The 20,113-nt window shown below is 59.9% G+C and carries 20 protein-coding genes and 1 tRNA gene; 9 read left to right on the top strand and 12 right to left on the bottom strand.

What is annotated here, in order from left to right:
• On the top strand, positions 1-246 hold a 246-nt coding region (locus tag GZH79_RS17480), incomplete at its 5' end, for a hypothetical protein (protein WP_211645025.1).
• Between the two features lie 122 nt (positions 247-368).
• On the opposite strand, the gene GZH79_RS17475 is transcribed toward GZH79_RS17480, so the two are convergent.
• Positions 369-956 (bottom strand): hypothetical protein, encoded by a 588-nt coding sequence (locus GZH79_RS17475; protein ID WP_211645024.1) that lies wholly within the window; start codon positions 954-956, stop codon positions 369-371.
• Positions 957-1,021: 65 nt separating this feature from the next.
• Here GZH79_RS17475 and GZH79_RS17470 point away from each other — a divergent pair, with 65 nt between their 5' ends.
• Positions 1,022-1,540 (top strand): Crp/Fnr family transcriptional regulator, encoded by a 519-nt coding sequence (locus GZH79_RS17470; RefSeq protein ID WP_211645023.1) that lies wholly within the window; start codon positions 1,022-1,024, stop codon positions 1,538-1,540.
• A 145-nt stretch (positions 1,541-1,685) separates the two neighbouring features.
• Here the strand turns inward: GZH79_RS17470 and GZH79_RS17465 are convergent, their stop codons facing one another.
• Positions 1,686-1,892, bottom strand: coding sequence for a ParD-like family protein (locus GZH79_RS17465; protein ID WP_211645022.1), 207 nt, complete (start codon positions 1,890-1,892; stop codon positions 1,686-1,688).
• A gap of 120 nt (positions 1,893-2,012) precedes the next feature.
• Between GZH79_RS17465 and map the strand changes: the two genes are divergently transcribed.
• On the top strand, positions 2,013-2,867 hold the full coding sequence (map, locus tag GZH79_RS17460) for a type I methionyl aminopeptidase (protein ID WP_349291230.1): 855 nt from the start codon (positions 2,013-2,015) through the stop codon (positions 2,865-2,867).
• A 279-nt stretch (positions 2,868-3,146) separates the two neighbouring features.
• On the opposite strand, the gene GZH79_RS17455 is transcribed toward map, so the two are convergent.
• The gene (locus GZH79_RS17455) at positions 3,147-4,061 is read right to left on the bottom strand and encodes a LysR substrate-binding domain-containing protein (protein ID WP_211645021.1); all 915 of its coding nucleotides are present in this window, start codon (positions 4,059-4,061) and stop codon (positions 3,147-3,149) included.
• 145 nt (positions 4,062-4,206) lie between these two features.
• On the opposite strand from GZH79_RS17455, the gene GZH79_RS17450 reads away from it, so the two are divergent.
• Genes GZH79_RS17450 through GZH79_RS17440 form a run of 3 tightly spaced genes read left to right on the top strand, consistent with a single transcriptional unit; the run spans position 4,207 to position 8,595 of the window.
• Positions 4,207-5,475: an aromatic ring-hydroxylating dioxygenase subunit alpha gene (locus GZH79_RS17450; protein WP_211645020.1), complete on the top strand. Its 1,269-nt coding sequence runs from the start codon at positions 4,207-4,209 to the stop codon at positions 5,473-5,475.
• Positions 5,472-6,524, top strand: coding sequence for an iron-sulfur cluster-binding domain-containing protein (locus tag GZH79_RS17445; protein ID WP_211645019.1), 1,053 nt, complete (start codon positions 5,472-5,474; stop codon positions 6,522-6,524). Before GZH79_RS17450 ends, GZH79_RS17445 begins: the two co-directional genes overlap by 4 nt.
• A 16-nt stretch (positions 6,525-6,540) precedes the next feature.
• On the top strand, positions 6,541-8,595 hold the full coding sequence (locus GZH79_RS17440; protein ID WP_211645018.1) for an NADH:flavin oxidoreductase: 2,055 nt from the start codon (positions 6,541-6,543) through the stop codon (positions 8,593-8,595).
• Positions 8,596-8,617: 22 nt separating this feature from the next.
• Here GZH79_RS17440 and GZH79_RS19365 read toward each other — a convergent pair whose 3' ends face one another.
• The 6 genes from GZH79_RS19365 to GZH79_RS17415 form a co-directional block, all read right to left on the bottom strand.
• Positions 8,618-8,851: a DUF6538 domain-containing protein gene (locus GZH79_RS19365; RefSeq protein ID WP_349291229.1), complete on the bottom strand. Its 234-nt coding sequence runs from the start codon at positions 8,849-8,851 to the stop codon at positions 8,618-8,620.
• Between the two features lie 186 nt (positions 8,852-9,037).
• Positions 9,038-9,112 (bottom strand) — tRNA-Gln (locus GZH79_RS17435).
• Positions 9,113-9,174: 62 nt separating this feature from the next.
• A complete protein-coding gene (locus GZH79_RS17430) occupies positions 9,175-10,461 on the bottom strand; it encodes a mechanosensitive ion channel domain-containing protein (RefSeq protein WP_211645017.1) in 1,287 nt (428 codons plus the stop codon).
• 50 nt (positions 10,462-10,511) lie between these two features.
• Positions 10,512-11,345 (bottom strand): 3-deoxy-8-phosphooctulonate synthase, encoded by an 834-nt coding sequence (gene kdsA, locus GZH79_RS17425; protein WP_211645016.1) that lies wholly within the window; start codon positions 11,343-11,345, stop codon positions 10,512-10,514.
• Positions 11,345-13,018, bottom strand: a complete 1,674-nt coding sequence (locus tag GZH79_RS17420; RefSeq protein ID WP_211645015.1) for a capsule biosynthesis protein — start codon at positions 13,016-13,018, stop codon at positions 11,345-11,347. The genes kdsA and GZH79_RS17420 overlap by 1 nt, the downstream gene beginning before the upstream one ends.
• Positions 12,996-13,655 carry an ATP-binding cassette domain-containing protein gene (locus GZH79_RS17415; RefSeq protein WP_211645014.1) on the bottom strand — a complete coding sequence of 220 codons (660 nt, stop codon included), beginning with the start codon at positions 13,653-13,655 and terminating at the stop codon, positions 12,996-12,998. Before GZH79_RS17415 ends, GZH79_RS17420 begins: the two co-directional genes overlap by 23 nt.
• 195 nt (positions 13,656-13,850) lie before the next feature.
• Between GZH79_RS17415 and GZH79_RS17410 the strand changes: the two genes are divergently transcribed.
• Complete coding sequence (locus tag GZH79_RS17410) at positions 13,851-14,432, top strand: uracil-DNA glycosylase family protein (protein WP_211645013.1); 582 nt, start codon at positions 13,851-13,853, stop codon at positions 14,430-14,432.
• Entirely contained in the window at positions 14,429-15,217 is a 789-nt protein-coding gene (locus GZH79_RS17405) for an SseB family protein (RefSeq protein ID WP_211645012.1), read from the top strand. Before GZH79_RS17410 ends, GZH79_RS17405 begins: the two co-directional genes overlap by 4 nt.
• Here the strand turns inward: GZH79_RS17405 and GZH79_RS17400 are convergent.
• Genes GZH79_RS17400 through GZH79_RS17390 form a run of 3 tightly spaced genes read right to left on the bottom strand, consistent with a single transcriptional unit; the run spans position 15,214 to position 18,060 of the window.
• Positions 15,214-16,734: a cryptochrome/photolyase family protein gene (locus tag GZH79_RS17400; RefSeq protein ID WP_211645011.1), complete on the bottom strand. Its 1,521-nt coding sequence runs from the start codon at positions 16,732-16,734 to the stop codon at positions 15,214-15,216. The two genes, GZH79_RS17405 and GZH79_RS17400, sit on opposite strands and share 4 nt — an antisense overlap.
• Complete coding sequence (locus tag GZH79_RS17395; RefSeq protein WP_211645010.1) at positions 16,728-17,384, bottom strand: SDR family NAD(P)-dependent oxidoreductase; 657 nt, start codon at positions 17,382-17,384, stop codon at positions 16,728-16,730. Before GZH79_RS17395 ends, GZH79_RS17400 begins: the two co-directional genes overlap by 7 nt.
• Positions 17,374-18,060, bottom strand: coding sequence for an SDR family oxidoreductase (locus GZH79_RS17390; protein ID WP_211645009.1), 687 nt, complete (start codon positions 18,058-18,060; stop codon positions 17,374-17,376). The genes GZH79_RS17395 and GZH79_RS17390 overlap by 11 nt, the downstream gene beginning before the upstream one ends.
• A 290-nt stretch (positions 18,061-18,350) precedes the next feature.
• Between GZH79_RS17390 and GZH79_RS17385 the strand changes: the two genes are divergently transcribed.
• Positions 18,351-19,910: a 2-isopropylmalate synthase gene (locus GZH79_RS17385; protein WP_211645008.1), complete on the top strand. Its 1,560-nt coding sequence runs from the start codon at positions 18,351-18,353 to the stop codon at positions 19,908-19,910.
• Positions 19,911-20,113 lie beyond the last annotated feature (203 nt).

Here is a 20,113-nt window from a genome sequence, read left to right as displayed (position 1 = left end):
TCCTTGGAAATCGTCATCGTCATCGTCCTTGCTTCTCTCAGGAAGCATGAACCAAATCCCAGTTACACAGAAGGTCGGACACTCTCCGTTGTCGCGCGACGCCCCTTTGCCATCCATGCTGATCTTGACCTTTTGGCTCACCAGTCCGTTGACGAAGTCGGTCGATGTGAACTGGCTGCCCTGTACCGTTCAGAAGACCACCTGCATCCCGGGCATCCACACATGACGGTCCAAACCGGACATTGAACGCGTGCTACCCCAAAGCAGTCGTTGATCAATCACGCACCCTCTGCGATCGATGGAGGGCCGCTACGCGCGACGAAGCGTCAGTTCGCTGCAGCTGCGCCAACGACCGCTAAATTGTCGTTTCAATGCGCGTGAGCGTCCTCACCTTTGGCTAGCATCAGGTGGTGCTCTTTGTGGTGGTCTTGGCTTGCCATCAGACCAAAGAAACCAAGGCCACGGATACGTGCAACGACCGCAGGATCGTCGCTGGTCACCTGCAGGGCTATCCCCTCTGCCGTCTCGAGCGCCATGACTGACCAACGCGCGTCGCGGGCAAGTTGTGTCGCGTGAGCCGGAACCATCCGCCGAAGCGTCGCGACCGTGTCTTCATCACCTGTGGCTTTCGCCAAAAGTCCGTTGGACAATGTTTCTTGCGACACAACAGAACCTATCACCAGCCTATCCATATCGACAAGATGCGCCCTAAGCCCGTCAAGATCGACACGTGACCAGTCCGTATCCGGGTCAGCCTCCAGAACGCGCACAACTTCGGAAAGCGCGGCAAAGGTGCCTTGCCCGGGCTCCTGCAGTGCCGATGGAACTGCCTCGTCCATTTTGCTGTGCACGTTGTGATCCATGCCGTCGCCGTGTCCCGCATGGTTCGTCTGAGCAACTGCGCCCACGCCCACGCTCACCAAGGCGAGGACGGCAATACCAGCATAAAGTCGCATTTTCACATTCCTTTCAGTTTGTGCGACCCTATCGGAAGACAGCCATTCTTCGTATGATTTCTATCATGTCAGAGTGGATACATATTTTTCAGGATGCACCCGTTCGCGAATTTGCGAAGGGTGACACCGTGTTTCGACGAAACGATCCTGTGAAACTAATGTTTCTGGTCAGATCAGGTGAAATCGCGATGGAGCGTCCGCTGGCCGATGGCGGGAATTTGACACTGCATGTGGCAACGGAAGGAACAGCGCTAGCCGAAGCATCGCTGTTCGCGAACAGCTACCATTGCGATGCTGTTGCGCGAACGGATGCGCGGGTCGCGGTCCTGTCGCGGCGGACATTCACAACAGCCCTAAGGAATTCGCCCGACGCAGCCATGAGCATGGTCGAAACCCACGCCAAAGCCGTCCAAGCCCATAGAGCACGCATCGAGATACTGCGCATGCGGCAGGTGGCCGACCGGCTCGACGCATGGCTTGATCTTTATGGAGAGCCCTTGAAAGGTGAGTGGATCAAAGTTGCGAACCAGATCGGTGTCTCGCCACCCGCGCTTTATAGGGAATTGGCGCGACGGCGGCGGTAGCGCACTTTCGCTATCGCGCGGCATGCTGGCAGGGAAATGATTTTGACCGGACCAAGGTGCGGACTGCGGAACCAAGCTGGATTTTTGGGTCTCGCATGCCACTGTTTTCACGTCACCGACAGGTTTGCATTCGGGCCCGATGATGTCAGGCAGCTTTAATTCCAGACACATGCACGTCGGCAACCTTGAGCTGCTGTGCCATAATCTCGGTAAATGTCAGGCTCGGGTTCGCTTCTGCCAACATCCCGACCTTCATCCAGAATTCCGCCTGCGCATTGATTGAGCGGCACATGACGCTGCTCGCCTTGCGCAGTTCCGCGTGCAGCTCGTCACCAATTTTAACGATACCCATGGACATGTTCCCCCGTTCTTATGATACGAAATGTATATGATTCATATATTACCATCTTCGGCCGCGGTCAAACGAGGTCGGTCGTCGGCCCGGAGGGATACGGAAAGGATTCTAAGTTACGTGGACAGCTATATCGACATACGTACTGCTCCGCCCGCCCATAAGGCCCGACGGACTGAAAGTATTAAGCTTTATGGACCGGATGCTTTCGAGGGCATGCGCCGCGCCGGCGCTTTGACTGCCACGTGCCTCGACGGCGTCACGGACCTTGTCCGCGACGGGACACCCTTATCCGAGATCAACACCTTTGTTCTGCACTTTGCCGCAAGTCACAATGCACGACCGGCGACACTGGGGTACAAGGGCTACGAATACGCCTGCTGCACATCGGTCAACCATGTGGTCTGTCACGGATTTCCAAACGGCAAAAAGCTTCGCAACGGCGACATTGTAAACGTGGATGTGACGCTTGTTGTCGACGGATGGCATGGCGATTCCAGCCGTATGTATGCGGTTGGCAAGCCAAAGCGGGCCGCCGAACGCCTAATGCAGATCGCCCATGAGGCGATGATGCAAGGCATTCAGGCCGTCCGCCCAGGCGCCCGGCTTGGCGATATCGGCCATGCCATCCAAAGTTACGCAGCCTTCGAAAGGTGTTCGGTCGTCAGGGATTTCTGCGGTCACGGCATCGGGCAAGTTTTCCACGACTCGCCAAACATCCTGAACTTCGGCAAGCCCGGCACCGGGCCGGAACTGCGCGAGGGAATGATCTTTACGGTTGAGCCGATGATCAATCTGGGTGGATCGGGCGTAAAGATGCTGGCTGACGACTGGACAGCCGTGACGCGCGACAAGTCATTGTCGGCCCAGTTCGAGCATTCGATTGGCGTGACGGCTGATGGGTTCGAGATTTTCACGCTTTCGCCTCAGGCGCTCCATGCGCACGGAAGCTCACTTGCGGTCGCTCGCCCGTAGCCGAGCTTAATAGCCATCCCGGCAATCGCACCCGCGAACGGCCTCGTGTTCATCAAAGTGAGTTTGGGCTATCGTCGGTCGTCAGATGCAGCACAGCATAGGCCGTTCCCGCACGCCATGTGTTGCCGCTCTTGGCGCAAAGTCGCCGCTGTTGCCCCCCAGACCAACGCTTTGGTGCGGGTCGTCGAAACGGCCATTCGCATTTGGCAGGGATGATCCGATTTTTGCACGACGGGCTGGTCCATGTCGCAGGCCGAAGCGAGGCAATACAGCCGACAACTACGCCTGCTGAAAAGCGCCCTCTCGAAACCATCGCGCAAAGGCGTCGACCGCGCGTGATGGCTGGCGGCGTTCCGGGACGAGGGCGTAGTGCCGTTCCTCTGGTGTGAGCCGTGGCAGGTCCAACTCGACCAAGCGTCCGTCGGCAAGGGGCCGATCAAGAACGCCAATCCAGCCTAAAATGACACCCTGACCTGCCATGGCAGCATAGGCCGCGTCCGAATAACTGGTAAAGTTCAACCCCGCCTGAACGGTTTTCCGTCCCAATCCAGACTGCGACATCCACTGTGACCAATTGAGCCAGCTGGGTTCCGGAGCATTGCTTTCGATCAGCGCCACATCGGTTTGGCGTATCAGGTCGTCGATCGAGACGCCGCGCAGCTTTGACGCGATATCGGGGGCGCAGACCGGCACAATCGTCTCGATCAGCGATCCGACGATGGACATGCCGTCGAACGGCGGACGGCCATACCGGATCGCCATGTCAATCGTGCGGTCATGCGGCGCCCGCCAGTCATCCTCGGAAATGATCCGCACCCCGATCTGAGGCGCAGTCGCCCGGAACGAAGACAGGATCGGCAAGAGACAAAAATGCCCAAAGGCCACCGATACGCTGACAGTCAGGTCGACATGCGCCCCGCGCAGCTGGGAAACGGCATCTGCTATGCCGTCGAACCCATCCTTCACGGCATCATGAAGCGACTTACCACCAACCGTCAGCCGGACGCTGCGGTTGGCGCGCGTGAACAGGGCGACACCCAGATCGGCCTCCAGCGCAGAGATCTGCCGGCTGACGGCAGCCTGACTCACGCCGAGTTCGGCTGCGGCCAAAGTGAAATTCTCGCGACGGCCCGCCGCTTCAAATGCCACGAGCGCGGTCAGGGACGGAACACTGCGGCGGATCGGGTGGGGCAATTCGGTCTCCTGTCGCGACGTCCTGATTCATAACTTGAGCGTATGGATCCAGGTTGATTTGTGCGGTGTTCGAATGCCCCTGTAAAGCGCATCATCCAGCACACGAAACCCCTAACTGCGTCAAATCCAAAGCTGAGGAGGCAAGATGCTGGATCATGGCAACCCCCGCACCGACGACATCGCCACGCTTCTGGCGTCCCGCAGACCGGGACACAGCCTTCCGGCGTTGCTTTATACGTCCGATGTGGCGTGGCAGGCGGATTGCGAAACGATCTTTGGACGGCACTGGATTGCAGTGGGCGTGACCTGCGACCTGCCCGAAGCCGGGGACGTCATGGCCGTTGATATTGGGCCAGCACCCATCGTCATCCTGCGCGACGACGATGACAATCTGCGGGCGTTTCACAATGTCTGCTCTCATCGGGGGGCGCGTTTGGTGCCACCGGGCCGGTCGGTCGTTGGAAAGCTTGTTTGCCCCTATCACCAGTGGACCTACGATCTGGATGGCGCACTTGCGCGCGCGCCCCATATGGGAATCGATTTCGATCGATCCCTGCATCATCTCAAGCCTGTTGCCCTCCGCGATGTCGGGGGGCTTCTTTATGTGTGTCTTTCGGACGATCCCCCGGCGGATATCGCGGAACTGGCCGCCGTGCTTGATCCGCGTCTTGCGATCTATGACCTGCGCAATGCCAAGGTCGCGTTTGAGCAGGATCTGATCGAGGAGGGCAACTGGAAACTGACGATGGAAAACAACCGCGAGTGCTATCACTGCGCGTCCAACCATCCGCAACTCAGCCTGTCTTTTCACGCGGCGGATTTCGGCTACGACCCAGAGGGGCTGACCGAAACCGAAAAGGCCGAGGCAAACGCGCTGCTCGACGCCTATGCGAGTTACGAACAGTATTGGCGCGAAGAGGACATGCCATTTGAGGCCGTGGAACACACGGTTGGCTGGCCCACCAATTTCCGCACCCAGCGGCTGATCATCGCGGGTTTGGGCGAAAGCCAGACGCCGGACACCCGCGCCGCAGTGCAAATTCCGCTGGGCCAGGCGAACAAACCGTGGATGGGCGATGTCCATCTGTGGGGGATCAATTCATGGAACCACGTCATGGCCGATCATGCCGTCGTCTTTACGGCCTTTCCCCTGGGTCCGAACAGGACGCTGGTCCGCACGAAATGGCTTGTCCATCCAGAAGCAGTGGAGGGCGAGGATTACGATCTTGAAACGCTGACATCCGTCTGGAAAACGGCCAACGCGGAAGACGCGCATCTTGTCGGTCTGGCCCATCGCGGTGTGTCTTCGCCTGGATACCGGCCCGGACCCTATTCCCCTTATACGGAACGGGCGCTGGACGAATTTGCATCGTGGTATGTGACCCGTATGCAGGCCAATGGATACGGCGCATGACGCAGGTGGATCTTGCCGATTGGGGCGCGCGGCGACGGCGGCGATTTGCGCCGGATCGGTGGGGACAACTCGTATGTCGCGCGGTCTGGGACGATACCGCAGATATGCGTAGCTTTTTCCTGACGCCGCAAGACGGCAGCCGGATCGAACACGAGCCGGGCCAATTCATGACGTTCCGCATCGATACGGCCGATGGTCCGGTCGAACGATGCTATACCATCGCGTCATCGGCCGCGCGCGACGGCGGTATCGAAATTTCGGTGAAACGGCAGGCCGGCCTTGGGGCGCGCGCCCTTCACGACACGCTCGTGCCGGGTGTCGTGATCGAAGCGCTGGGTCCCTCGGGCCGCTTTGGCCCTGCGTTCGTGTCAGGCACGGCCTATGCGCTGATGGCGGCGGGCAGCGGTATTACACCAATGTTGTCGATCCTGCGGACTGCTGCCGACCGGGGCATGAATCCGGACATCGTCCTGATGCAGGTCGTGGCCGCGCCGACCGATCTGGTTGCCACCGCAGAAATCGACGTGCTGTCGCGTCGTCTGCAACGGCTTGTTCACCTGCCCATCATCACGCGCGGCCCCGGCGGCGTCCGGCCTGACGCGGACCTGTTGAACCGGATCATTCCCGACCTCGCGGACCGAACCGTGCTGTGCTGTGGCCCCCAAAGTTTCATGGAAATGGTGCGCACCACGGCGCATGCAGCAGGCGTGCCCGCGGATCGCTACGGCGAAGAAAGCTTTGACTTCTCCTCACCGCTTCCCACTGCCGCTGCCGGGACCGATACGCCAAGCCGCACGGTGACGTTCGCGCGGACTGGCCGGTCCTTTGAATGTGCGGAAACCAGCACGATCCTCTCTGCGCTGAAAGAGGCGGGCCTGCCGCTTCCGTCCTCTTGCGCGCGGGGCATGTGTGGCACGTGCAAGACGTTCAAGCACGCAGGCGAAGTGGCGATGGCCCACATGGGCGGCATCCGCCAGCGCGAAATCGATCGCGGTTTCATCCTGCCCTGCGTCAGCCGTCCGCTGACCGACATCGTCCTAGATTGCTGAAGAAAAAGGTCCCCAAATGAAAGACCACGTCACCGCCGACCCCCTGCTTCAGCCCTACAAGCTCAAGCATCTGACCCTGAAGAACCGGGTCATGACCACCAGCCATGAACCGGCCTATCCCGAAGACGGGATGCCAAAGGCAAGGTATCGCGCCTATCACGAAGAGCGCGCAAAAGGCGGCGTGGCCTTGGCGATGACAGCGGGGTCCGCCGCCGTCAGCCGCGACAGCCCGCCGGTCTTTAACAACATCCTCGCGTATCGCGACGAGGTCGTGCCGTGGATTCGCGAATTGACGGATGCCCTGCATGAACACGGCTGTGCTGCGATGATCCAGTTGACCCATCTGGGCCGCCGCACGAACTGGAACAAGGGGGACTGGCTGCCGTCTATTTCGGCAGGCCCCGACCGCGAACCTGCCCACCGTGCCTTTCCCAAGATGATGGAAGACTGGGACATCGAACGCGTGATCGAAGATTATGCGACGGCCGCCGAACGCATGCAGGCCGGTGGTATGGACGGGATCGAGATCCAGGCCTACGGGCATTTGATGGACCAGTTCTGGTCACCGCTTTCCAACAAGCTGAACGGCCCCTACGGGGCGGATACGCTGGAAAATCGGCTGCGATTTACGACTGACGTATTGGCCGCCGTGCGCAGGCGTGTCGGCCCCGACTTCATTGTCGGCATTCGCTACACCGCCGACGAGGTGCAGGCAGGCGGGATCACCCCCGAAGAAGGCATCGAGATTTCCAAGCTGCTGCGCGATACGGGGCAGGTCGATTTTCTTAACGTGATCCGCGGCCGGATCCACACCGATCCGGCGATGACGGACGTGATCCCGATACAGGGCATGCCGTCAGCCCCGCATCTGGATTTCGCAGGCGAGGTTCGGCGCGTCACCGGTATGCCGACATTCCACGCGGCCAAAATTCAGGATGTCGCCACCGCACGACACGCAATCGCCTCGGGTCTTCTGGACATGGTCGGCATGACCCGCGCGCACATGGCTGACCCCCATGTGGTGCGCAAGATCATGGACGGCCGCGAACATGACATCCGCCCGTGTGTCGGGGCGAACTACTGCCTCGACCGGATCTATCAGGGGGGCGAGGCTTTGTGCATCCACAATGCTGCGACAGGTCGGGAACTTTCGATGCCTCACGTCATCGCGCGGGGCCCAGACCGCCGCAAGATCGTCGTCGTCGGTGCTGGACCCGCAGGTCTAGAGGCGGCGCGAGTCGCGGGCGCGCGCGGACATGATGTCGTCCTGCTCGAGGCGGGCAGCCGCGCCGGAGGGCAAGTTTTGCTGACAGCGCGCTCGAAACGGCGGGCCGAGATGATGCAGATCATCGACTGGCGTGTCGCACAGTGCGAAGCCGCCGGGGTCGACCTGCGCTACAACATCTACGCCGAAGCCGCGGACATTCTGATCGAGGCACCGGACGTCGTCGTTATCGCCACCGGTGGCATGGCCAACAAAACCCTTTACGAAGGGGACGCGCCGGATCACGTCGTATCGGCCTGGGACATTCTGTCGGGCGACGTGAAACCGGCGGGATCGGTGCTGATTTATGACGAAGCCGGAGACCATAGCGGATTGCAGGCCGCCGAGATGGCCGTGACCGCTGGATGCACCGTCGAAATCATGACGCCCGACCGCACCTTTGCGCCTGAAGTGATGGCGATGAACCTTGTCCCCTACATGCGGAATCTGCAACGTGATGACGTCACATTCACGATCGCAAAACGTCTGCGTGGCGTAGAGAAGGCTGGCAATCGACTTCGCGCGATCATCGGAACAGATTATAGCGATCGGGTGGGACATGCGGACTATGACCATGTTGTCGTGAACTACGGCACCATGCCGCTTGATGAGTTGTACCACGCTCTCCGACCATCTTCGTCGAACGGCGGCGCGATTGATCAGACGGCCTTGCTTGAGATACGACCGCAAACACTTGTTCGGAACCCACAAAGCGCGTTCCAACTCTTTCGTATCGGGGATGCAGTTTCCGCCCGGAACACCCACGCGGCAATCTACGACGCACTCCGGCTTATGGTCGCGGTATAAGAGCGGGGGCCAGTGCAACCATTCATGCGGTGCGCCGACGCAGTTCAGCCTGAAAGAAGGATTGTACGTCTGCGTCGGGCAGGTCGATATGCGTATCAGCGTCGAGCATGCGGTCCATGTGTGCGGTCAGTCGCATGCATAATCTAAAGGCCGACAGCCTGTCTGTCGTCCCCAAGGAAAGCATCACTGGGGACAAACCCGTGGACAAATCCGGCACGCGCCTCCGAAAGAAGAAGATGCCGCGTCTGTGCGTCAAGTAAGGAATGCTGTGTATCGTGACCTCGAATCTGGCTCACCGCGAAAAGGTCTGCCGACTGAAGTCTCAACTGCAATACGAAAGGTCATGTGTTACCATACGTGTCAACATTTGTGTAACCACTGCCTCAGCTCTCCTCAGAGGAAAACATTGAGGCTCTGATCTAACAGTGCTTTCAGAGGTCGCTGGCTGGGGTGGTAGGATTCGAACCTACGATACACGGTACCAAAAACCGATGCCTTACCGCTTGGCTACACCCCATCAGCGAGGCGTGGGATACGATGAACCGCCGGGGCGTTCAAGCCCCGGTTTGCGCATTTTCGCTATTCTTTTTGACCATCTGTCCGCAGCAGATCGGTGACGTCGGGGCGGTCGCGCTCGGCCTTAATCATGTTGCTGACCGCCTGTTCCTGATCGGGTGAAACCTTGGCCACCTGATCGCTTTCTTTGGTCGGCTCCACCGGAGTGTTTTGCGGGCTGCGCGACAGGCTGATCGGCTGCACATTGTCGGGAATGGTAAATCCGTTGTCTTCCAGAGTGCGCTTGACGTGGCGGATCGCTTCGCCTTTGGCGAGAAGCAGCGAGCTTTGGGTTTGATCGATCCATCCTGCGGCCTGCATGACGACCCCGCCCGATTCCAGCGTGTCGATCCAGACGTCCGCCTTTGGTGTATCCAGCACAAAGGGCAGGGCCTGCACAGTGCGTTCGATCAGGCTGCGTGCGGCGGCAAGGTCACACGCGCGGCTGACGCTGATCGCGAACACGAACCGTCTTTCCCGGTTCTGGGTGAAATTCACGACGCGCGAACTGAACACGGTCGCGTTGGGAATGCGAATGTGATTGCCATCGGGTGACAACAGGATCGTTGCGCGGCTGGTCAAGCGAATGACCGTGCCCAGATCGCCATTGATTTCGACAAAATCGTTCGGCGCAAACGGTTGCCGGATCGACAGCATGATGGACGCGATAAAGTTTTCGACCGTGTCCTTGACCGCGAAACCAAGTGCCAGACCAATGATCCCGGCGGCCCCAAGGATCGTGCCCAGCAGTGCCGTCGCCCCCAGAATATCAAGTGCCACCACAAGCCCCAGAATGACAAAGACAAGCCGGATCACCTGTCGCATGATTTCGGCAATAAAGGCATTCGGCGCGATGCGGTTCAGCGGTTGTTGAAGCCGTGCCAGCAGAAACCCTGCCCAGACGATGACGCTAAAGATAATCAGGCTGATTCCCAACAGCGGGATATTTGCAATCAGTTGCGCGGTTCGCGTTCGGAACCGGTCAAGGGCAGGGGTAAGCCGTGCATCCAGATCGGTTGTTTCAATCGTATTATTTCGGACTGCGATCACGCCTTCGACGCGTCCTGCAAGGTCAGTCAACGCGGCCTGATCCTGCGGCGTCAGGACTTCGCCCGTCAGGGTGACCACGCCTTCTTGCACGGCGATGTCGACGGCCTCGTACCCGCCCAGCACGTTCATGATGTCGCTGATCCGCTGCTGAATTGCGCTGTCGCTATCGACAGAGGTTTCTGTCGCAATCGGGGCTGCATCGTCCTGCGCCGACAGGGATACCGGAAGGCACAACAGCAGGATGATCAGGATCGCGCGCATATATGCCCTTTATGCATGGTCAGGTTTGCGAAATATGGACCCGGCGATGATTACACCCGCAGGGGGTCCGCTTTGGCAAGACGGTCGAAGTCCATCAGGCTTTTGACCAACGCGGGCATCCGGTCCAGTGGTATCATATTTGGCCCGTCCGACGGCGCGCTATCGGGCGTTTCGTGCGTTTCGATGAAAACGGCCGCGATTCCCAGACTGACGGCGGCGCGCGCCATCACGGGGGCGAATTCGCGTTGCCCGCCCGAACTGCCACCCTGACCGCCGGGCTGCTGAACCGAATGGGTGGCATCCATGACGACGGGGTATCCGGTGCGCGCCATGGTCGGCAATGACCGCATATCCGCCACCAGCGTATTGTAGCCAAAGGACGATCCGCGTTCTGTCAGCAGGATGCGCCGGTTGCCGGTGCTTTCAATCTTGTCGATCACGTTGGGCATGTCCCAAGGTGCGAGAAACTGTCCCTTTTTCACGTTGATGACGGCACCGGTTTCACCGGCAGCCAGCAGCAGGTCAGTCTGGCGGCACAAAAATGCGGGTATTTGCATCACATCGACGACCTGTGCGACCGTCGCACATTGGTCGGGGCCGTGAATGTCGGTCAGGACCGGGCAACCGATCTTGTCCTTGACGGCCTGTAGCACGGACAAGCCTTCGTCCAGACCAAGGCCGCGCTTGCCGCCCAGCGAGGTGCGGTTCGCCTTGTCGTAGCTGCCCTTGAAAATGAACTGCGCGCCTGCGGATGCGCAAGCCTGCGCCATCTGTTCCGCGATCATCAGGGCATGATCCGTGCCTTCCAGCTGGCAGGGGCCGGCAATGACCAGAAGGGGGCGATCGTTGGAAACCGTCAGGTTCCCGATAGAGACGTCATGCATCAGCTTGTAACCTGTTCACGAAGGATAGAGGCGGTGATCGACACCATCAGGTAGATCCCGGAGAAGATCAAGAAAGCCAAAATCGTGTTTTCGAACGCCTTTGGATAGGTGGCTTCGTCGGGAGCGACGGGTTCCACGCCCATGGAAAGATACCGAACCTGCCGGTTGGCTTCGACCCGTGCAGTTTCCATTTGGGTCAGTGCCTGCTGGGCCAGAACGGTCTGAAAGGTATAGTTTTCTTCGGCCAGACGCAGTTCGGTGTTCCGCGCCGCAAGGCTGGTGCCCTGCGCGTTTGCTGTCGTCATCTGCTGTCGCAGATCACTGATCAGCGTTTCGATGTTGCTGATCTGGCTTTCGATTGCGTTGACCTGTGCCTGGTTCGGGGTGCGGACCGACAGGCGTTCCTGCAATGACAGCGTCAGGCGCTGGCGTTCGGATTCCAGCGCGCTGATCTGTTGGGTCCGGGCTGCAGTTTCACCGATCGGGTCGATCTGTTGCACCTGTTCCTGAATGCCAAGCCAGTCCTGCAAAGCGGCGGATCGCGCCGCTTCGGCAGAGACATAGCTTTCGCGCGCACCGGCCATCTGATCTTCGCGCAGGCGCTGGGTCAGCTGGTCGACCTGTTCTTCGGCGTATTCGATCAGGGCGTTGGAAAATTCCTGACTGACCTCTGGCGTGGCGGCGATGACCTTCATCCGCAGGATGCCTTCGGTCGGATCGTAACTGATCTTGACCATGTCCTGATAGACACCATAGGCGGCTTCGTTGGTCGCGTCTTCGGGCAGGCGCTGGATCGGGTCGATCCAATCCTGACTGAAATGCGCCTTGAAATCGTGGTCTTCGTCCAGTCGCACCATGGCGGCACGCGATTGAAGATAGGACTGCACCGTGATGCTGTCTTGCTGGGTCGCCATCGACGTGCCCTGGAACATGCCTCCCAGACCACCCGCGGCGCTGGCGGGTTCCGCCTGCTGGATAACGAATTCGGAATCGGTCGCAAACATCGGCGTGGCAATGTTGTAATAGTAATAACCCACGATGGCTGTCGGGATCAGCACAAAGATGCAAAGCCGGACCATCATCAAGGCAGCCTTCAGCCGCCGCCGCCGCGCCATGTCACGCTGAATCTGCATGATTTCATGGTTGCGCCGTGCGGTGGGGTCGGCCGTTTGGGTCGATTGCAGCTGGTGACCCTGCGGGCGCGTCTGGGGAAGCTGGACACGGTCCTGCGGGACCGGCTGAATGGCCCCCAGCGTCTGGCTGCCGGGTGCCGCTGCTGCGGGCTGACCGGTCGGATTTTCCGGTGTCACCAGTTCCAGCACGGTTGATCGCTGAAAGGGATCAACACCGGCCAAACGGAGCTGGCGCACAGCATCGAAATCCGACGTGACGGCCAGCCCCTGCTTTTGTGCGACCCTGCGCGCCATCCGCAATTGTCGGCCTGTCAGGCCTTCTTGGCGGATGGCATCGATATTCACGTTCGGGGCCGCGTCCTGATCGGCGATGTCCGACGGCTGCGGCGGCTGTGGGGTTGGCTGCGGCGGCTGTGGGCTCGGCGGCGGGGGCGTGTCCGATGCCAGTGGCGTTTCTGCGGCGCGCACCGGGGCGCTTGCGCCAGCATCGGACTGGGGCTTGCGCACCCTGAATTTTTTAACTGTCGGCTTCGTAGTCATAAAGCTGCTTGGCCTCTTCAAGAGTGTCGAACATATGAATTTTGCCGTCCCGCAGCACTGCGGCGGACCGGGCGAAACGTTCAAGCGTCTGTGCCTGATGCGATACGATGATCACGGTCGTCTTTTCCAGACGTTCACGCAGGATTTCGCCCGCCTTGCGGTTGAATTCCATGTCCGTAGTGGATGGCATGCCTTCGTCGATCAGGTAGATGTCGAAATCAAGCGCCAGCATCAGCGAAAATGTCAGTCGCGCCCGCATGCCCGCGCTGTAGGTGCCGACCGGCATGTCAAAATATTCGGCAATTCCACACAGCCAGCGGCAGAACGCTTCGATATAGTCGGGGTCCAAACCGTAAAGCCGGGCAATGTAGCGGACATTTTCGCGCCCGGTGTGACGGTTGACGACCCCGCCCATAAATCCCAGCGGGAACGAAATGCGGCAGCCACGGCTGATCGTGCCTTCATCCGGTTTTTCCAGACCTGCCATCATGTTGATCAAGGTCGTCTTACCGGTGCCGTTGGGTGCCAGAATGCCTAGCGAGTTGCCCAATTCAACACGGAAAGACGCACGGTCAAGAATGACCTTGCGCTTGGTGCCCGTCCAAAAGGACTTGCTGACCGCATTGAATTCCAACATCTTCTGCCCGCTTTCGACGTGCCGTCCTCGATCCCTGCATGACGAAAGAAGCTTAACGCGCCGTCACGTGGTCCGATATTTCTGTATTTATGCCCGCAAATTGTGGTCAAAGACAGGCATCTTAGCAACAATTACAAAACCATGACTATGCACATGGTCCCTGTGCAAAACGTCCTGTGAGCCTAGATCAAGCCTATGCCGATCCAAGACGACATCGCCGCCTGCCGTATCTGCGCCGACCGCTTTGCTGCGACAGCAACCCGACATCAGCCGCGGCCCGTGGTCTGGTTCAACGGGCCGCCCCGTATCCTGATCGCGTCGCAAGCCCCCGGCGCGCGGGTGCACGAGGCGCAGACACCGTTCTGGGACCGATCAGGCGATCGGCTGCGCGAATGGATGGGGATCACCAAAGACGCGTTTTACGACCGCGACCGGGTGGCGATCGTGCCAATGGCGTTTTGCTTTCCGGGTTATGACGCAAAAGGGTCGGATCTGCCGCCCCCGCGGGTCTGTGCCGCGACATGGCGCGATGCGGCGATGGCCGCAATTGGCGACATACCGTTGACCCTGCTGATCGGCGCTTATGCCCAAGGCTGGCATCTGGGCGGGCGCGTGCCCGTCACGCAGCGTGTTGCTGGCTGGAAGGACCATGCGCCGCGGGTCTTCCCCTTGCCACATCCGTCATGGCGCAATACCGGATGGCTGAACCGGAACCAATGGTTTTCCGACGAATTGCTGCCTGTCCTGCGGGCGCGCGTGCAAGAGGTGCTGCAATGACTGAAACGACACTGGATACCGCGCACGCCGCGATGGAAGCTGCACCGCAGGACGACACCTTGCGTTTGCGGTTCTACGAAGACCTGTGCGATGCTGATATCTTTGTTCTGCTGGACGCGGAGCCCGATGGTGACAGTGTCCGTCCCACCACGATCCAGATCGACGGTGCCGATTTTGCGCTGATCTTCGATACCGAAGACCGTCTGACACGGTTCACCGAACGCGTCGCACCCTATGCGGGGCTTCCGGGGCGGGCGCTGGTGCAGATGATGGCGGGGCAGGGCGCGGGGCTTGCGTTGAATTTGCGGGTCGCGCCGTCAGCCATGCTGATCCCGGCGGACGGTGTCGATTGGCTTGCCGGCACGCTGGACCATGCCCCCGAAGAAACGCAGGCCCGTCTGGTTGGGATCAACCGCCCGACCGCGTTGCCGGATGCGGTGCTGGATGCATTGGACCGCAAGCTGTCGAAAACCGCTGGACTGGCTGAAACGGCATACCTGGTGGCGGCCGATTACGCCGACGGTGCAAAGGGCCATGTGCTGGGCTTCGTCGGGGCCGACGACAGTGCCCACGCCGCCCTTGCCCACGCCGCCGGAGAGGCATTGACGTTTTCAGGGATCGACGCCGGTGTCATGGATGTGATTTTTGTCGAAGCAGGCGCTGAAATGGCCCGCCGACTGGAACGCGTCGGCCTGCGGTTTGATCTGCCACGCATCGCCCGCAACACGCCAGAGGTGCCGATGGCCCCCGGTGCGGACCCCACCAAACCGCCAAAACTGCGCTAAACCTTCTCGCCTGCGTCCATGCGGTCCAGAAAATCCTGTGCTTCGTTCAAAATCGTCTGCTTTTTGCCGTCGTCCATACGGTCCCATGTGCCGTAGATGCGCCCGATGCGTGGGTTTGCTTCGAATGTGTCACGGTGTCTGTCCATGAAATGCCAGTAAAGCAGGTTGAACGGGCAGGCCCCGTCGCCGGTTTTCGTCGTGACGGAATATTCGCAGTGTCCGCAATAGTCGGACATCTTGTGAATATAGTTTCCCGAACTGACATAGGGTTTGCTGGCGATGATCCCGCCGTCGGCGAACTGGCTCATACCGATGACATTGGGTGCCTCGACCCATTCATAGGCGTCGGCGTACACGCGCAGGTACCATTCATGCACCTGATAGGGGGCAATCCCGGCCAACAGGGCAAAGTTACCGGTGACCATCAGACGTTGGATATGGTGGGCATATGCCTCTTGTCTGGTCTGTTCCACGCACCGTGACATGCAGCGCATTTTCGTATCGTCGCCCCAGAACATGCCGGGCAGATTGCGGGTATGGTTCAAAGCGTTATTTTTGACGTAATCCGGCCCCTCGCGGAAATAGATACCGCGCACGTATTCGCGCCAGCCGATGATCTGGCGGATGAAACCTTCGGCGGCATTGATCGGCACGTCACCGTCCTGCCATGCCTGTTCGACGGCGCGGCAGACTTCGAGTGGGTTCAATAGGCCTGCGTTGACGTAAAGCCCGACAATGGCGTGATACATGAACCTTTCGTCATCCATCATCGCGTCCTGATAGGTCCCGAAGTGCGGCAACCCATTTGCGATCCAATGCGCCAGATGCTGACGCGCTTGGCCCCGGTCGGTGGCGAACCAGAACGGGCGCAGATCGCCGAAACTGTTGCCGAAACGTTTTTCGACCAGCGTCAGCACATCTTCGACGGTGTCATCGGGTGTGAAACGCATCGGCCCGGCGTAGTCGATGCCACCGGGCGGTGGTTTGCGGTTTTCAGCGTCGTAGTTCCACTGTCCGCCAGCAGGGCTGTCGCCATCCATCATAAGGCCGGTTTTGCGCCGCATGTCGCGGTAGAAATATTCCATGCGCAGCGTCTTGCGTCCGTCGGCCCATGCCTCGAATTCGGCGTGCGACGCGATGAACCGCGTGTCTGGCAGTTGGGTGACGGACACCGGGCAATGCCGGAGGGCGTCGATCAGGCGCCATTCGCCGGGTTCCGTGGCCAGCACATGATCGGCACCATGTCGCGTCGTCGCAGCCAGCAGAGCGCCGCAGATGGAATCCGAACCGTCCCCCAGTCGCGTATAATCGACAGTCCAGCCATCATCACTTAGCTGATTGGCGAACTTTCGCATGGCGGCGAACAGGAACGCGATTTTCTTGGGGTGATGGGGGACATAATTCGCTTCGTCCGCGACTTCTGCCATGACGACGACATCGGTGGCCTTGTCGGCTTTCTGCAGGGCCGACAAGTCGGGCGAAAGCTGATCGCCCAGCACCAGAACGAGTCTCACCACACGATCCTTTCGTGGGCGTAATCGAAAAATCCGCCCGAGTCGCCTGGCCCAACCGCGTCGATGACGGATAGCAGGTTCGCTGCGGCGGTATCGGGCGCCACAGTCTTGTTGTGACCGGCGTAGGCTGCGGTAAACGGCGTTTCCACCGTGCCGGGGTGCAGCGCCACAACGGTTGATTGCTTGTGCGTGCGGCCCAGTTCGATGGCCGCACCATGCACGATCTGGTTCAGCGCGGCCTTTGATGCGCGATAGGAATACCAGCCGCCGACGCGGTTATCCCCGATCGACCCCACCCGCGCCGACAGAACGGCACAGACCGATGGGCGGTCGCGCGGCAGCAGACGAGCGGCATGGCGCATGATCAGCGCGGGACCAATGGCATTGACGGCCATCAGGTGCGCCATGGCACCCGCGTCGATTTCGGTCAGCTTTTTTTCGGGCGTACCCAGAATGCCGACCGCCACAAAGATCAGATCGAACGTTCCGTCGATGCTATCCAGCGCGGTGGCGACCGATGCGGGGTCTGTTACATCAAACCCGTCGTTGCGGCGCGACAGGGTTGTGACGCGATCGCCCCGCGTCCGCAATTCAGCGACGATGGCGGACCCGATGCCACCCGACGCGCCGATCACCAGTGCATTATTCGGCATAAATCATTTTCCTTGTCATGCCACCGTCGACGGTGACGACCTGTCCGGTCACGAATGCCGCCTGCGCGAGCCAATCAACAGTTGCGACAATATCCGCGACGGTGCCTGCACGTCCGGCGGGATGCTGGGCGTGGTCGATGTCGCGCAAATCGTCCCAGCCGTCGGTCACGATCCAACCGGGGGCGATGGCGTTGACGCGCACGTCTGGCCCCAGCGATAAGGCCAGCGCGTGGGTCAGCGCGATGATGCCACCCTTGCTGGCGGCATAGGCTTCGGAATGGGGTTCTGACATGGTGGCACGGGTGGACGCCATGTTGATGATCGCGCCCTTTGATTGGCGCAGGAACGGCACGGCGGCCCGGGTCATCAGGAACGCGCCGGTCAGGTGGCTGTCTGTGACCCGGCGCCAATCGGCCAACGACAGATCCTCGACCGGGCTGCGGTGCGGGTCTGCGATACCTGCGTTGTTGACCAGCAGGTCGCAGGCGTCGATGGCGGCAAAGGCGCGCGCGACTGCGTTTTCGTCCCCGATATCGCAGGTCATGCCAGTGACGCCGTCCAGTTCAACCGGGTCCACATCCAGCCCAAAGACGCGCCAGCCGCGTCTGGCATAATCTTTTGCAATTCCGCGTCCGATCCCGGACGCCGCACCTGTCACGATCAAAGTTTGTTTCATTTGCGTTGATCTAGGACAGGGTACGGCGCGATCCAACTCTCTTCTACCGCCAAAAACCCGTCCAGAAGCCGTATTGAGCACGCCAGGATGGCAAAACGCCCTTTTCATGCTGGACACAGCGGTTATAGTGCGGCGCATGAGCGCACGAGATCATATCACAGCATCGGCCATCTTTGGTCTGCGACTGCGTGCCCTACGCCTGAACCACGTCTGAGCGTGCCTGTCGGCGCGACCGCTCGGACCGACGCAGCGCCGAACCTTTTTCCAGATTTACGTTCAGGACCAGACCTATGACCGACCGCGTCTATATTTTTGACACCACGCTTCGTGACGGAGAACAATCCCCCGGTGCGACCATGACCCACGCCGAGAAACTTGAAATCGCAGCCATGCTGGACGACATGGGCGTCGATATCATCGAAGCCGGTTTTCCCATCGCATCCGAAGGCGATTTTGCCGCCGTGTCCGACATTGCACGGCTGTCGAAAAACAGTGTGATCTGCGGACTGTCGCGCGCGAATTTCAAAGACATCGACCGCTGCTGGGACGCGGTCAAACACGCAGCACAGCCGCGCATTCACACGTTCATCGGCACGTCGCCGCTGCACCGGGCGATCCCCAATCTGGACATGGACCAGATGGCCGAACGTATCCACGATTGTGTGACCCATGCGCGCAACCTGTGCGACAACGTGCAATGGTCGTCGATGGATGCGACGCGCACGGAATGGGAATTCCTTAAACGTACCGTCGATATCGCGATCAAGGCCGGGGCCACCACGATCAACATTCCCGACACCGTGGGCTACACCGCACCGGTCGAATCCGCCGATCTGATCCGTCGTCTGATCGCCGAAGTGGACGGCGCGGACGAAGTGGTCTTTGCCACGCATTGTCACAACGATCTGGGCATGGCGACGGCCAACAGTCTTGCCGCTGTCGAAGGTGGTGCGCGCCAGATCGAATGCACGATCAACGGTCTGGGCGAACGCGCTGGCAATACCGCACTGGAAGAAGTCGTCATGGCCATGAAGGTACGGCAGGACATCATGCCGTTCAGCACTGGTGTGGATACCACCAAGATCATGGGCATTTCGCGCCGGGTCGCCACGGTGTCCGGCTTTCCGGTGCAGTTCAACAAGGCCATCGTCGGCAAGAATGCCTTTGCCCACGAATCCGGCATCCATCAGGATGGGATGCTGAAAAACGCCGAAACCTTTGAAATCATGCGGCCAACCGATGTGGGACTGTCGGAAACCTCGCTTGTGATGGGCAAGCATTCGGGGCGCGCCGCATTGCGCTCAAAGCTGGCCGACCTTGGGTATGAACTGGCCGATAACCAGCTGTCGGATGTATTTGTCCGGTTCAAGGAACTGGCCGACCGCAAGAAAGAGGTGTTCGAGGACGATCTGATTGCCTTGATGCGCCAGAATAACGCCGAAGAAGACCGGATCAAGCTGGTGTCGATGCGAGTTGTCTGTGGTACGATGGGACCGCAGACCTGCGAAATGACGCTGAATATCGACGGGGCGGATCAGTCGGTTGAAACGACCGGCGACGGCCCGGTGGATTCCGCGTTTAATGCGGTCAAAGCGTTGTTCGCGCACGAAGGACGTTTGCAGCTGTATCAGGTCAATGCCGTGACCGAAGGCACCGACGCGCAGGCCACGGTTTCGGTCCGGCTGGAAGAAGACGGGCGCATTGCGACCGGGCAGTCCGCCGACACGGACACGGTCGTGGCCAGCACAAAGGCCTATATCAACGCGCTCAACCGCCTGATCGTGCGACGCGAGAAAACGGCTGTGAATTTCGACCGCAAATCAGTCAACTACCGCGACGCGGGCGAATGACTGGTTCCCGGCGCGCCCGGTCAGGCGCGCCGGTCCTGATTGATTCGGTCGCACATCGTCGTGCTGTCCCCGGACGACCCCTGACAGCCATAATTTGACAATTGTTCGATTTGGACAGGATTGAGCCGAAGTCTGCCCGATTTCTACGCCGTAGAATGTTCGATTAGTGCAGTTGGCGGGAATGCGCTTTGCGGTCGCGCAGA

This window comes from Loktanella sp. SALINAS62 (assembly GCF_018263905.1).
Classification (GTDB): Bacteria; Pseudomonadota; Alphaproteobacteria; order Rhodobacterales; family Rhodobacteraceae; genus Loktanella.
The sequence above is the reverse complement of the archived record's forward strand: the minus strand, read 5'-3'. Positions and strand labels throughout refer to the sequence as shown.

Bases quoted from the DNA above. Each gene is read 5' to 3' on its own strand.
- kdsA (WP_211645016.1), bottom strand. From the start codon at position 11,345: ATGCATGACGTCTCTATCGGGAACCTGACGGTTTCCAACGATCGCCCC.
- GZH79_RS17445 (WP_211645019.1), top strand. From the start codon at position 5,472: ATGACGCAGGTGGATCTTGCCGATTGGGGCGCGCGGCGACGGCGGCGA.
- GZH79_RS17385 (WP_211645008.1), top strand. From the start codon at position 18,351: ATGACCGACCGCGTCTATATTTTTGACACCACGCTTCGTGACGGAGAA.
- GZH79_RS17465 (WP_211645022.1), bottom strand. From the start codon at position 1,892: ATGGGTATCGTTAAAATTGGTGACGAGCTGCACGCGGAACTGCGCAAG.
- GZH79_RS17395 (WP_211645010.1), bottom strand. From the start codon at position 17,384: ATGCCGAATAATGCACTGGTGATCGGCGCGTCGGGTGGCATCGGGTCC.
- GZH79_RS17450 (WP_211645020.1), top strand. From the start codon at position 4,207: ATGCTGGATCATGGCAACCCCCGCACCGACGACATCGCCACGCTTCTG.
- GZH79_RS17410 (WP_211645013.1), top strand. From the start codon at position 13,851: ATGCCGATCCAAGACGACATCGCCGCCTGCCGTATCTGCGCCGACCGC.
- GZH79_RS17405 (WP_211645012.1), top strand. From the start codon at position 14,429: ATGACTGAAACGACACTGGATACCGCGCACGCCGCGATGGAAGCTGCA.
- GZH79_RS17420 (WP_211645015.1), bottom strand. From the start codon at position 13,018: ATGACTACGAAGCCGACAGTTAAAAAATTCAGGGTGCGCAAGCCCCAG.
- GZH79_RS17390 (WP_211645009.1), bottom strand. From the start codon at position 18,060: ATGAAACAAACTTTGATCGTGACAGGTGCGGCGTCCGGGATCGGACGC.
- GZH79_RS17415 (WP_211645014.1), bottom strand. From the start codon at position 13,655: ATGTTGGAATTCAATGCGGTCAGCAAGTCCTTTTGGACGGGCACCAAG.
- GZH79_RS17470 (WP_211645023.1), top strand. From the start codon at position 1,022: ATGTCAGAGTGGATACATATTTTTCAGGATGCACCCGTTCGCGAATTT.
- GZH79_RS17475 (WP_211645024.1), bottom strand. From the start codon at position 956: ATGCGACTTTATGCTGGTATTGCCGTCCTCGCCTTGGTGAGCGTGGGC.
- GZH79_RS17430 (WP_211645017.1), bottom strand. From the start codon at position 10,461: ATGCGCGCGATCCTGATCATCCTGCTGTTGTGCCTTCCGGTATCCCTG.
- GZH79_RS17440 (WP_211645018.1), top strand. From the start codon at position 6,541: ATGAAAGACCACGTCACCGCCGACCCCCTGCTTCAGCCCTACAAGCTC.